General features: G+C 69.7%; 13 protein-coding genes. 4 read left to right on the forward strand and 9 right to left on the reverse strand.

The window, feature by feature from the left end; genetic code table 11:
* The first annotated feature begins 381 nt into the window (after positions 1–381).
* Positions 382–1,077, forward strand: coding sequence for a lysoplasmalogenase (locus tag QM597_RS06610; protein WP_415004078.1), 696 nt, complete (start codon positions 382–384; stop codon positions 1,075–1,077).
* Here the strand turns inward: QM597_RS06610 and QM597_RS06615 are convergent.
* A complete protein-coding gene (locus QM597_RS06615) occupies positions 1,055–1,753 on the reverse strand; it encodes an exonuclease domain-containing protein (RefSeq protein WP_415004079.1) in 699 nt (232 codons plus the stop codon). The two genes, QM597_RS06610 and QM597_RS06615, sit on opposite strands and share 23 nt — an antisense overlap.
* A 148-nt stretch (positions 1,754–1,901) precedes the next feature.
* Between QM597_RS06615 and QM597_RS06620 the strand changes: the two genes are divergently transcribed.
* Entirely contained in the window at positions 1,902–2,786 is an 885-nt protein-coding gene (locus QM597_RS06620; protein ID WP_415004080.1) for an SDR family oxidoreductase, read from the forward strand.
* Here the strand turns inward: QM597_RS06620 and aroQ are convergent.
* Positions 2,758–3,210: a type II 3-dehydroquinate dehydratase gene (aroQ, locus tag QM597_RS06625; protein WP_415004081.1), complete on the reverse strand. Its 453-nt coding sequence runs from the start codon at positions 3,208–3,210 to the stop codon at positions 2,758–2,760. The two genes, QM597_RS06620 and aroQ, sit on opposite strands and share 29 nt — an antisense overlap.
* A 67-nt stretch (positions 3,211–3,277) precedes the next feature.
* Here aroQ and QM597_RS06630 point away from each other — a divergent pair, with 67 nt between their 5' ends.
* Positions 3,278–3,538: a helix-turn-helix domain-containing protein gene (locus tag QM597_RS06630; RefSeq protein ID WP_415004082.1), complete on the forward strand. Its 261-nt coding sequence runs from the start codon at positions 3,278–3,280 to the stop codon at positions 3,536–3,538.
* 82 nt (positions 3,539–3,620) lie between these two features.
* Here QM597_RS06630 and QM597_RS06635 read toward each other — a convergent pair whose 3' ends face one another.
* The 7 genes from QM597_RS06635 to purS all read right to left on the reverse strand — a co-directional run bounded on the left by QM597_RS06635 (position 3,621) and on the right by purS (position 9,720).
* Entirely contained in the window at positions 3,621–4,481 is an 861-nt protein-coding gene (locus QM597_RS06635; RefSeq protein ID WP_415004083.1) for an Fpg/Nei family DNA glycosylase, read from the reverse strand.
* Between the two features lie 152 nt (positions 4,482–4,633).
* Positions 4,634–5,692: an alpha/beta hydrolase gene (locus QM597_RS06640; RefSeq protein WP_415004090.1), complete on the reverse strand. Its 1,059-nt coding sequence runs from the start codon at positions 5,690–5,692 to the stop codon at positions 4,634–4,636.
* A gap of 36 nt (positions 5,693–5,728) precedes the next feature.
* Positions 5,729–6,946 carry an Nramp family divalent metal transporter gene (locus QM597_RS06645; RefSeq protein ID WP_415004084.1) on the reverse strand — a complete coding sequence of 406 codons (1,218 nt, stop codon included), beginning with the start codon at positions 6,944–6,946 and terminating at the stop codon, positions 5,729–5,731.
* Between the two features lie 249 nt (positions 6,947–7,195).
* Positions 7,196–8,473 carry a DEAD/DEAH box helicase gene (locus QM597_RS06650; protein WP_415004085.1) on the reverse strand — a complete coding sequence of 426 codons (1,278 nt, stop codon included), beginning with the start codon at positions 8,471–8,473 and terminating at the stop codon, positions 7,196–7,198.
* Between the two features lie 112 nt (positions 8,474–8,585).
* Complete coding sequence (locus QM597_RS06655; RefSeq protein WP_415004086.1) at positions 8,586–8,807, reverse strand: SCO4848 family membrane protein; 222 nt, start codon at positions 8,805–8,807, stop codon at positions 8,586–8,588.
* On the reverse strand, positions 8,804–9,481 hold the full coding sequence (gene purQ, locus QM597_RS06660; RefSeq protein ID WP_415004087.1) for a phosphoribosylformylglycinamidine synthase subunit PurQ: 678 nt from the start codon (positions 9,479–9,481) through the stop codon (positions 8,804–8,806). The genes QM597_RS06655 and purQ overlap by 4 nt, the downstream gene beginning before the upstream one ends.
* The gene (gene purS / locus QM597_RS06665; protein ID WP_415004088.1) at positions 9,478–9,720 is read right to left on the reverse strand and encodes a phosphoribosylformylglycinamidine synthase subunit PurS; all 243 of its coding nucleotides are present in this window, start codon (positions 9,718–9,720) and stop codon (positions 9,478–9,480) included. Before purS ends, purQ begins: the two co-directional genes overlap by 4 nt.
* 131 nt (positions 9,721–9,851) lie before the next feature.
* Between purS and QM597_RS06670 the strand changes: the two genes are divergently transcribed.
* Positions 9,852–12,035, forward strand: coding sequence for a hypothetical protein (locus QM597_RS06670; protein WP_415004089.1), 2,184 nt, complete (start codon positions 9,852–9,854; stop codon positions 12,033–12,035).
* Positions 12,036–12,151: the final 116 nt, after the last annotated feature.

Below are 12,151 nucleotides of genomic sequence, written 5' to 3' on the forward strand. Positions count from 1 at the left end.
GCGAGCCGATGATCCGTCCACGGCCGCGACCTCCCGGTCACCGTCGGCATCAACGGTTCCATCACCGACCACACCTCGTCAGAGATCTCCTGCCGCATCACCGTTCAAGACTCACCCACGCGAAGACAAAACCACTTGATCAACACGCCCTAGTTCAGCGCGACGCCCCACCTTCCAGTCGAGCATGAGTCGGCCACGCCGCGCGCCAAAACGATCACTACCGGCCCGTCATGTCATCGCGCCGACCCGTGTGGCGCGTTGCTTGTCACGGTCTAGTGGGCTGTCGAGGAGCCTGCTCAAGCGCACGTCAGCGTGTTGCGACAACATCCGTCTAGCCCGATACCGCTCATTGTTAGCGACATCGGGCGCGAGAGCCGCGCGATGAACGCTGCCGACGGCTACCGTGTGGACATGCGCGAGGTCAAGATTCCCTGGTGGCCGCTGTTCGCTCTCGTCGCGGCGGCCCACGTCGCCCTGCTGGCGGCCCGCGTCAGCCCGTGGGACAGCGTGACGAAATGCCTGGCGGCACCGCTGTTGATCGGCTGGCTGCTGCAGGTGGGCGCGCCCCGCATCCTGGCGCTGGCGATGCTGTTCTGCCTCGGCGGCGACTTCTTCTTGGAGCGCGACGGGATGTTCCTGGCCGGCATGGCCTGTTTCGCGCTGGCGCACGTGTGCTTCATCGCCTTCTTCGCCTCGCGCGGCGCACTGGGCCGGTTGCGCGCCCAACCCGAACTGATCGGGGTGCTCGCCGCGGCGGCCGTCGGACTGGTGGTGCTCGTCTGGAAGGGCATCGACGATCCGGTAGTACAGGCGGTGCTGCCGCTCTATGCGGCGCTGCTGTGCGGGACGACCGCGACCGCGCTGGTCACCGAGCGGTTGGCGGGCCTCGGCGCGGTCGCCTTCCTGGTGTCGGACTCGATCATCGCGCTGACCGTCTTCGAGCGTGTCACGGCGACCCGGTTGACCGATGTCGCCATTATGGCCCTCTATCTGGCCGCCATCGCCCTGTTGGCGCTCGGCGGGGCGAACACGGCGGCGCACCGGACCCCGGCGGCTACGCCGTCCGCAACCGACTGACCGGCAGCGCCAGCGGCCAGCCCGCAGGATCGTCCAGGGAACGGCCCTTGCGGCGGGCATAGGCGTTCCAGTCCTCGGCCTTGGCGGCGTGCCAGCGCTGCTGCTGGGCCATGAGTTCGCGCGTCGTCAGCCGAGCCAGGTCGTCGAAGCGGGCGGCCTGCTCGCGCGCGACCTCCAGTGCGGCCCGCGCATCGGCGGTGGCGTCGTGCGCGTCGTGCAGCGCGACGCCCAGCCGCGCGGCCACATCGGTGAGCCTGCGCGCGCCCCGGCGGCGCGGCTCCAGACCCCAGTCGATGAGGAACGGGTCGACCACGCCCAGGCGCAGCCAGTCCGGCTCGGCCAGGCCGTGACGGCGGCACTCGGCGGCGAGCATGGTGAGGTCGTAGGCCGCGTTGAAGACCACGAGCGGAACGCCGCGGTCGATCAGCCGGTCGACCCAGCGCGCCACCCGCGCGACGGCCACCGCGGACGATGGCGCGCCGCGCAGCGACTCGGCGTCGAGTCCGTGGACGGCCGACGACGTCGCAGGGACCGGCACCCCCGGATCGACCAGGCCGCCGGTGGCGTCGTCGTCGGTCACCAGCGCGAAGCTGACGACGCGGTCGCGCAGCGGGTCGACGCCGGTGGTCTCGAAGTCGAGTGCGGCGAGCGGCCCGTCGTGCCAGTATCGATCCATCGTGCATGCCTCCTGGGTGTTACTGCCACGCTAGAGGGAACCACGGACAGAAATCGGAAGACGTCGCCGAAGCGGACGGTCCGCACGGAGGCTTCGGACCTACAACTGGTACGATTGTCCAAGTAATCGTGTTCAGAGCGGAGAACCCATGCGCAAGACCAGTTTCGCCGGAGCCATCACGGTCATCACCGGTGCCGGGAGCGGCATCGGCCGCGCCGCCGCCGAACTCGCCGCCGCGCGCGGGGCCAGCCTCGTCCTCACCGACATCCAGGGCGATCTCCTCGGCGAGGTCGCTGCGCGCCTCGGCGACGCGGTCCTCCACCACGAGGCCCTCGACGTCACCGACGCCGAGGCCGTACTCGCCTTCGCCGAACGCACCCACGCGGCCGTCGGCGGCTCGGTCGACATCGTGATGAACGTCGCCGGCATCTCCACCTGGGGCCGCATCCAGGACCTCGAACTGCAGCACTGGCAGCGCACCGTCGATGTCGACCTCATGGGTCCGATCCACGTCATGCACGCCTTCACCCCGGCCATGATCGACGCCGGTCGCGGCGGGCACATCGTCAACGTCAGCTCCGCCGCCGGCCTGTTCGGCCTGCCCCTGCACGCCCCCTACAGCGCCGCGAAGTTCGGCCTGCGCGGCGTCAACGAGGTGCTGCGCTTCGACCTGGCCGCACACGACATCGGCGTGACGCTCGTGTGCCCCGGTGCCGTCGCCACGCCCCTGGTCGGCACAGTCAACATCGTCGGCGTGGATCGGGACGACCCCCAGGTCAGCAAACTCGTGGGCCACTTCGAGAAGCACGCCGTGACCCCCGAGGTCGCCGCCGAGAAGATGCTGCGCGCGGTCGAGAAGGGCCGTCACATGGCCTTCACGTCCAACGACATCCGCTTCGGCTGGTACGGCCAGCGCTATGTGCCGTTCGGCTACTCGGTCGTCATGCACGTGATGAACCGCATGGCCCGCAAAGCCCTGCGCCCAGGCCAGGCGGCCGGCGCGGTCAGCCCCGCGACGACGAAGGCGCGATGACCCCGGCCAACTCGCGCACCGCCCGCGCGTAACCGCCGACGCCCTCCCCGACCACGACGACATCGGCGACGTCACTGAGGAACGAGTGGTGCCGGAACTCCTCGCGCGCGTGGACGTCGGAGATGTGTACCTCCGCGAACGGCAGGCCCACACCGGTCAGCGCATCGCGCAGGGCGACCGACGTGTGGGTCAGGCCGCCGGGGTTGATGACGATGCCGTCGGCCGTGCCGCGAGCGTCGTGGATCGCGTCGATCAGCACGCCCTCGTGATTGCTCTGCAGCGCCGCGACCCCGAATCCGGCATCGGACGCGGCCCGCTCGACGAGGGCGACGACATCGGCCAGCGTCTCGGTGCCGTACACCTCCGGCTCGCGCGTGCCGAGCAGATTGAGGTTCGGTCCGTTGAGCAGCAGCAGCGTAGGCACCGCCCCACGATATCGCGAAATCGCAATACGCTGATTTCATCGTGAAATCCCGATATCAGGAACGGCCATGACCCAGCACACCACCCGGCTGCACGCCCCGGCCGACTTCGGGCTGGCGATCCAGCAGGCCCGCCTGGCTCGCGGCCTGTCCCAGCAGCAGGTCGCCGATCTGCTCGACCTCCCCCAGAGCACGGTGAGCGAGATCGAGAGCGGCAAGTCGACGATCTACCTCCGGCGGCTCCTCAGCCTCGCCAGGGCCACCGGCCTCGAACTCACGGCCACATGGCAGGACCCCGACGGGGAGAACGACGATGCGACTGGCCGTTGAACTCTACGGGACCATCTCGGCCGCGAGGAACGAGCGGCCTCGAAGGGCGCGCCTCAGCCAGCGGACCTACCGGCGCATCCTTTTACTTGACGAACTTGCTGGTGGAGCGATTCTTGAGCAGGGTGCCGCCGGTCTGACAGGCGGGGCAGTACTGGAGGGAGGAATCGGCGAAGACCACCTCGGCGACGGTGTCGCCGCAGACCGGGCACGGCTGGCCGGCGCGGCCGTGGACACGCATCCGGCTGCGTTTGTCATCCTTCAACTCACTCGGCGGCTTGCCGTGCGCCTCGCGCAACGCCTCGGTCAGCACCTCGCGGATCGCCGTCGCCAGCCGGTCGGCCTGATCGTCGTCCAGCGTCTCGGCGATGGCGAACGGCGACAGCCGGGCCGCGTGCAGGATCTCGTCGCTGTAGGCGTTGCCGATGCCGGCGATGATCTTCTGGTCGCGCAGTAGGCGTTTGATCTGCATGCGCCGGCCCAGCAGCGGGCGCAGGTCGAAGTCGTCGGCCAGCGGGTCAGGGCCGAGCGCAGCGATGCCGGGCACGTCGGCCGGGTCGCGCACGAGATAGACCGCCAGGCCCTTGCGGGTGCCGGCCTCGGTCAGGTCGAAGCCACTGCGCGGGCCGTCACCGAGATCGAGCCGCAGCCGCAGCGCGAGCGGCCCGTTGCCCATCTTGACCCGCTTGGGGTCGACGTTGTCCGACCAGCGCAGCCAGCCGGCCTTCGCCAGGTGGATCACCATGTGCAGGCCGTCGACCTCGATGTCGATGAACTTGCCGTGCCGCTGGACCCCGGTGACGAACAGGCCCAGCAACGCCTCCAGCGGCGGATCGACGGCCTTGAGCACCGCGAACGACGCCGGTTCGACCCCCGCCACCGCAGCGCCGACCATGCGCCCGCGCAGGTCCGCCACCAGCGCGTCGACCTCCGGCAGCTCGGGCATGCCCCCATCCTGCCTCAGGGCTTCCCGGATCGACGGAACTCGGTCCCTGAGGTGCGAGCGCAGCACACCTCGAAGGGATTTACCACGGCGGGCTTCGAGGCTCGCTCGTTCCTCGCTCGCACCTCAGCCAGCGGACCTATCTGCCGGACCTCTCAGTCGAACTTGCTGAAGAAACCCTCCATGCCGGGCCAGGTGGTCTTGCGGGCGGCCCGGCCGGTGAGGACACCGAGGTGGCCGCCGGGGGCCTGCAGCAGCTGGGTGCTCGGCGAACCGGTCACCAGGTCGAGCAGGTGAGCGACTGCGGGCGTCGGCGCGAGGGTGTCGTTCAAGCCGGCCACGACCAGCACCGGCACGTCGATGTCGGCCAGATGCACCGGCCGCCCGCCCAACCGCATCGTCCCCGTCGCGAACTCGTTGGTGCGCATGACGACGTGGTACAACTGCCCGAAGGTCCGCCCCGGATAGGCGTACATGTTGTCCATGAACCGGTCGACGGCCTCCAACTGGGCGAGGAAGTCCCTGTCGTCGGCGTGCGTGAGGATCGACAGCGGCTTGGTCAGGTATTTGTCGGCCGCCGAGAGCTGGAAGCCCCACTTCGTCAACGGCGCGGGCACCCCGCCGACCGCGCGGTAGGCCGGTCCGACCAGGCCGCCGAAGGCCCGGTCCAGCGGGCGGGCCAGTGCCAGCAGCGGCACCCGCCGCAGGTCGAACGGGCTGGCCACCGCAGTCGCCGTCGCGATGGGCAGGTCCTGGCGCGCCGCTGCGGTGAACATCGTGAAGATGCCGCCGAGGCTCCATCCGGCCATGTGCAGGTTCACCCCGTGGGCGTCCTCGGAGGCCAGCGTGAGCGCCTGCGGCAGCACCTCGTCGACCCAGTGCTCGATCCCCTGGTCGCGATCCCCGAAGTCCACCGGCCCGTAGTCGACGAGATAGACGTCGCGTCCGTCCTCGATGAAGTATTCGGCGACCGAGCAGCCGCGCCGCAGGTCGAAGGCCATCGCCGGTGCCGCGAGCGGTGGGGTGAGGAACAGCGGCCGGCCGTGCGGGCGCGCCTCGTCGTCGGGCGCATACCGGTACAGCGTGAAGTGCTCGTTCTGCGCAATCGCGGTGCGCGGCATCGGCCGGGTGTCGGCCAGCCGGCTGCGCCGCGCCTTGGCGAGCAGGTTGTCGCGGGCCGCGCCGAGATCACGCGGGATGCGCAGGGGTGTCATGGCCACGCCCGGATTGTGGCACAACCCGGGCGGCACTCACCCCGCGAACGTCAGCCAGAGCAGGGCGAGGTTGAGTCCGATCACCACTGCGGCTACGCCCCACGCCGCCCCGGTCACGGACCGCCGGTTGACGTGCTCGCCCATGACGTCGCGCCGCGAGGTCAGCAGCACCAGCGGCACCAGCGCGAACGGGATGCCGAGCGACAGGGCGACCTGGGAGACAACGAGTGCCCGGCTCGGCTCCACGCCCGCCGCGAGCACGGCCAGCGCCGGCAGCGCGGTGACCACTCGGCGCAGCAGTCGCGGCAGGCGAACGCCGAGCAGGCCCTGCATCACCTCGGCACCTGCGGCGCTGCCCACCGAGGTCGAGGCCAGGCCCGAGCCAAGCAGCGCCACCGCGAACAGCAGCGCGACGCCCGCACCCAGCTCGGAGGTGACGACCTCGTGGACGCCGCCGAGGGTGTCGGTGCCGTCGATCCCGTACAGCGCCGACGCGGCGAGCACCAGCAGCGACAGGTTGAGCAGGCCCGCCAGCAGCAGCGCGGCACCGACGTCGATCCGTGTCGCGCGCAGCAGCGTCGGCAGCGACAATCCCTCCCCGCGAACGCCGAGCCGGTCGACGGTCAGGCTCGAATGCAGGTAGATGACGTGCGGCATGACCGTCGCGCCGATGATGCCGGAGGCCAGCAGGACGCTCTCGGCGCCGTCGAAGCGCGGCACGAGGCCACCGGCCAGGTCGGCGGCGGCCGGCGGCGCGACGAACAGTCCGGCGACGAAGCCGACCGCGATCAGCGCGAGGAAGGCCATGATCGTGCGCTCCAGCGCCGACTGACCGCCTCGGTCGCCCACGGCGAGGATCAGGACCGACACTGCGACGGTGATCGCCGCACCGGCCAGCAGCGGCAGGTCGAACAGCAGGTTCAGCGCGATGGCCCCGCCGACGACCTCGGCCAGGTCGGTCGCGACCGCGATGGCCTCGGCCTGCAGCCAGTAGGCGATCCGCGGCGCGCGCGGCAGCCGCTCCCCGAGGTGGCTCGACAGCGACCGCCGCGTGACGAGGCCGAGCTTGGCCGACAGGTACTGCACGAGCACCGCCATGACGTTGGCCAGCACGACGACCCAGACCAGCGTGTAGCCGAAGGAGGCGCCTGCGGTGACGTTCGTGGCGACATTGCCGGGGTCCACGTAGGCGACGGCGGCGATGAAGGCGGGTCCGAGCAGCGCCACGCGGCGCAGTCCGACCTTCATCAGCATGGGTTCCATCATGACGGTCGCCCGGCGACGCATCTCAAGCGGGCAGACATTGACGTGCGCCCTTCGGTGGTGGTCATTTCGAGGTGTGCTGCGCTCGCACCTCAGTGACCGGCTGACCGCACAAGCGGGTCCTGAGGTGCCGCGAGGGACGAGCGGCCTCGAAGGGCGCACCTCAATGACCGGGTAGTCGCCTATGAGCATCCTCCAAGAGCACCGGGTCCCGAGGCGCGAGGCGGCCCTGCGGTGGGATCAGCGGCGAGGTCCGCGCCGGTTGCGGTTCCGGTTGCGACTCGCACCGCCTCCGGCCCGCGAGGCCGTGCCCGAGCGGGTCTGGGCGGCCTCGCCGGGCCGTCCCGACCTCGCCAGCGACTCGACGGTCAGGGGCGAGGCGAGGTCGGCGCGGCGGTGCTGGCGGGCCACGACCTCAGCCTTGCGCTGCAGCGCCACGACGTCCTTGAGGTCCTCCGGCGTCGTCATCGTGACAACGGTGCCGGACTCCCCCGCGCGGGCGGTGCGACCCGACCGGTGAGTGTAGGCCTTGTGCTCGGCCGGGGCGTCGAAGTGCAGCACCAGCGGCACGTCGTCGACATGGATGCCGCGGGCGGCGATGTCAGTGGCGACGATGACATGGGCCTCGCCGGAGGAGAACCGGGCGAGGTTGCGGTCGCGCTTGCGCTGGTCGAGGTCGCCGTGCAGGTCGACCGCCTCGATACCGCGCTGCGTCAGCTGGCGGGCCACCCGGGCGGCACCGCGCCGGGTGCGCGCGAAGACGATGGTGCGCGGCGTGTTGGCGAGCAGGTCGTGGGCGACCTGCAGGCGTTCGGTGCGGTCCACCACGACGACGTGATGGGCCATCTCGCCCTGCTGCTCCTCGGGCACCTCGACGTCGTGGAGCACATGCTCGGGCAGGTGACGGCGGACGAGCTTGTCGACGTCGCCGTCGAGGGTGGCCGACAGCAGCAGGCGCTGCGCCGAGCGGGGCGCCTGCGCCAGCAGGGCGTCGACGGGCTTGTAGAAGCCGAGGTCGCACAGGTGGTCGGCCTCGTCGAGCACGACGATCTCCAGCCGGTCGAGGGTCACCGCCCGGCGGTCGACCAGATCGGTCAGGCGGCCGGGGGTGGCCACGAGCAGGTCGACGCCGTCGCGCAGCCGGTTGATCTGGCGGTTGATGGGCACGCCGCCGAGGACGGTCATGGTGCGCAGGTGCAGCGCCTCGGCCATCGGCGTGAGGACCCGCTCGATCTGGCTGGCCAGTTCGCGCGTCGGCACGAGGATCAGGCCGCGCGGCGCCTTCGGACGGCGCTGGCCGCCCGCGAGCGTGTCGAGCACCGGGATGCCGAAGGACAGGGTCTTGCCCGAGCCGGTGCGGGCGCGGCCGAGGACGTTGGAGCCGCCCAGCGCCGACGGGATGACCGCCTGCTGGATGGGTGTCGGGTCGACGATGCCCTCGCGGGCGAGGCTGCGGACGAGCGGCTTGGGCAGGCCCAGGCCGGAAAAACCGGTGGTACCGGCGGGAGTGGGATTCACGAAACTCTCAGACGTTGGGCGCCTGATGCCCGGAACTCAGCCGGCGAGAGGCGCGAAGAAGCGGCTCACGAGACGGAGCCGCTTCGGCAAGTCTACCCGACGATGCCTCGATTCAGGAGAACAAACCGACGAGACCTATGACGCCCACGGACAGGCCGAGCACGAAGGAGACCGAGATCAGCACGGCGTGGACGGTGAAGAAGGTCGTCCGGCGGCCGTTCTCGTCGCGCGAGCGCGGATCGGCGATGATCCGTTTGGCGAACTGCGGCCAGATGAGCAGATTCCACGCGCCGGCGACGACGAGGAGAAGGGCCACGCCCAGGGGGAGAGTCATGCGTTCACCAGGTGGTTGAGGACGGATGTGAAGAAGCCGAGGCCGTCGGTGCCGGGACCGCACAGCTCCTCGACGGCGTGCTCGGGATGCGGCATGAGGCCGACCACGTTGCCGCGCTCGTTGGTGATGCCGGCGATGTCGCGCAGCGAGCCGTTGGGGTTGACACCCGCGTAGCGCACCACGACCCGGCCCTCGCCCTCCAGCCGGTCGAGCGTGGCCTCGTCGGCGACGAAGCCGCCCTCGCCGTTCTTGAGCGGGACGGTGATGTCCTGGCCTTGGTCGTACGACGAGGTCCAGGCGGTGCCTGCGTTCTCGACGACGAGCCGCTGGTCGCGGCAGACGAAGGTCCGGTGGTCGTTGCGGATGAGAGCGCCGGGCAGCAAATGCGACTCGCACAGGATCTGGAAGCCGTTGCAGATGCCGAGCACCGGCATGCCGCGTCCGGCGGCGTCGACGACCTCGGCCATGATCGGCGCGAAGCGGGCGATGGCACCGCAGCGCAGGTAGTCCCCGTAGGAGAACCCGCCGGGCAGCACGACCGCGTCGACCCCGGCCAGGTCGTGATCGCCGTGCCACAGGGCGACCGGCTCGGCCCCGGCCAGGCGCACCGCGCGCTGGGCGTCGGTGTCGTCGAGGGAGCCGGGGAAGGTGACGACGCCGACCCTGACGCTCACGCGTCGACCCGCACGGCGTAGTCCTCGATGACCGGATTCGACAGCAGCGTCTCGGCGATCTTGGCGACCTCGGCGAGCGTCGCCTCGTCGGCGGTCTCGACCTCCAGCTCGAATCGCTTGCCCTGTCGGACATCGCTGATGCCGGAGAAGCCGAGCCGCAGGAGGGCACCGTGGACGGCCTTCCCCTGCGGGTCGAGGATCTCGGGCTTGGGCATGACGTCAACGATCACGCGAGGCATGCCCGGAGTCTATCGGGCGGACGGACCGGCTTCGGCGGACCTACCTGCCCGGACCGGCATGCTTGATCGCGGCACCTCTTTGTCCGTGATGTCCGCGAGAGGGTAACGACCTCTTCCCGTACCCTGTCACGGTGCCCGATCCAAGCCTCCATCCGCCGCAGTCGGACTGCATCAGCGCCGACCGGCCCCGTTATGTCCTGGCATGGTGGTCGGCCTCGTCCCTCGCGGCGCTCGCGGTCATCGCTCAGCGGCTGATCGTCAACCGACAGTACTTCTTCTGGGATGACAGCCAAGTGGCTTCGTTCGGGCAGTGGTACGACCTCGGCAGGCGTTTGCACGAGGGGACCTGGACGATCCTCGACCCCGGATCGTGGCAAGGCGGCAACTTCCTGGCCGAACAGCAGTGGGGTTTGTGGAGTCCGCTGGCATGGGTGATCGGCCTGGGCAGCCACGTCCAGGACAATCCGGTGATCTACGCCACTTTCGTCAAGGTGGCGTTCCTGTTGTTGCTGCAAACAGCGGCTTTCGGGCTTGCCCGCTCCTACGGGTCGTCAGCGCCTTGGGCCGCGCTCGCCGGGGTCACGGCAGCAGTCGGCGGACAGACCCTGTACATAGATGCCCCCTCATGGGTGCCCAATCTGCAAGGCATCGCCTTGTTCGCCCTGACGTGGTGGATGTTGCGGCGCCACCTCGACGCGGGACGAGGCCCCGGTGCCTATTTCGCGGCCGCTTTTCTCCTGGTGACTCTGGGCTACGCTTTCGCTGTCATCGCCGCGTTGTTCTTGTTCTCCGCGTTACTCGCCGAGTCATGGTGGCTCGAGCGCGACCACGCTCGAGCGAGGCGGATCGTCGGCCTGGGCGTTTATCTGGGCCTGCTCGTCGTGTTCGTCTATCTGCCCGGGATCTTGACGGCCTCGGTGACGGACCACGCTGGCCTGTCGGTCACCAACGATCAGTTCCTCAACCTCGACCTCGGTGACCTCGCCGCGAGCACCGGGGCAACGTCCCTGTCGAGCGTGGCCGGCTGGTGGGGTCCGATCGCGCCTGCGCCAATCCACTACATCGCCTGGTTCTTGCCGCTGTTCGCGCTACTCGGACCGGGCCTGAGACGTCATGGACGCCCGCTGCTGGTCGTGGGTGTCGTTGCGGCCCTGTCCATGGCCATGGTGCTCGGACCGAGTAGCGTCGGCCCCCTGCTGTACCCGTCCCGAATGCTTCCGTACGTCGGCCTGTGCCTCGCCGTGGCCTTCGCCGTGATAGCCACCAAGGCATGGCCGACCTCGGTGCCGTGGCGGCGGCAGGCCCTCGTCGTGGCCATAGCCCTCGCCGGCTTGTGGACCGCTTGGACCGCCCAGCCGGACAACCTCCGCTGGCTCGCAGTCGGTGGTGCTGCACAGATTGCGGCTTTGGTCGGGGTGATGTCCGTCGGAGCGCGGATCACAAAACCTCGGATCGCCCCGTGGGCGGCCGGCTTCTCGGTGCTGGCGACGGTGATGCTCCTCGGACTCCAGCTGGGCGTGTGTCATGCGCCGCCGCTGGCCTATTTTCGCGTCCCGAACTCGGTCGAAGCGATCGGCCAGGTGCAGGCCGGTTCCGACGAGGGGGTGATGACCGTCGGCGACATCTATGCGATCCAGGGCCAACCGGAGGCGTGGCGAGAAGTACTGATCGGCAACGTGTGGCGGGTACGCCAGATGGACTCTGCGAGCGCATACACCGTTCTCCCGCACCGGGTACTCGCGCAGCGATTGTGCCTCGACCTGCGGGGGGTGTCGTGCCCGCAAGCCTACGAGCGATTGTTCGAGGTCCAGCCCGACGGCTCGCGGCTCGTCGACGACCTCCACCTCAACACGATCATCGTGGCCCGTTCCGCAGCAACCGAGCAGTCGGCTGCGGCCACCGAACCGGTGCTCCGCGACGGGTGGTCGATGACGCAAGGCAAATACACGTGGACGGTCCATCGCGACGATCCGGTCGAACCGGCTGGCGGGATCACCCGGACCAGTGGTGTCACCGTGTCCGACGTCACGGTGCGAGATACGCGGGTCAGTTTCACCGTCGAGGAGGTCGAGGGTTCCGCTGGCACCGTGGTGTTCAGCCGGATTGCCTGGCCCGGGTACCGGGTCGAGGGAGCCGAGCAGGCTGCTGCCTCCGAAGACTTCCTGCTGACGGTGACGCTCACCCCTGACGACGTCGGCAAAGAAGTCGTGGTGTCCTTCCGGCCACCGGGATGGCCGGTCGAACTCGCCAGTGCCGTCCTTGCCATGATGCTCGCGGTGGCGTGGACTGCGACCCACGCGATCACCTCTAGATGATTGATGCGGGGAGATAAGGCCTTCGGCGTGGCTGCGTGACCTCAGAGACCAGGGTGTCCAGACTCAGGCGTTGCTTACCCGAACGCCGAACCCCTGAAGGGGGCACCTGCGATGGA

The sequence above is a fragment of the Aeromicrobium sp. genome (genome assembly GCF_047607065.1).
GTDB lineage: Bacteria > Actinomycetota > Actinomycetes > Propionibacteriales > Nocardioidaceae > Aeromicrobium.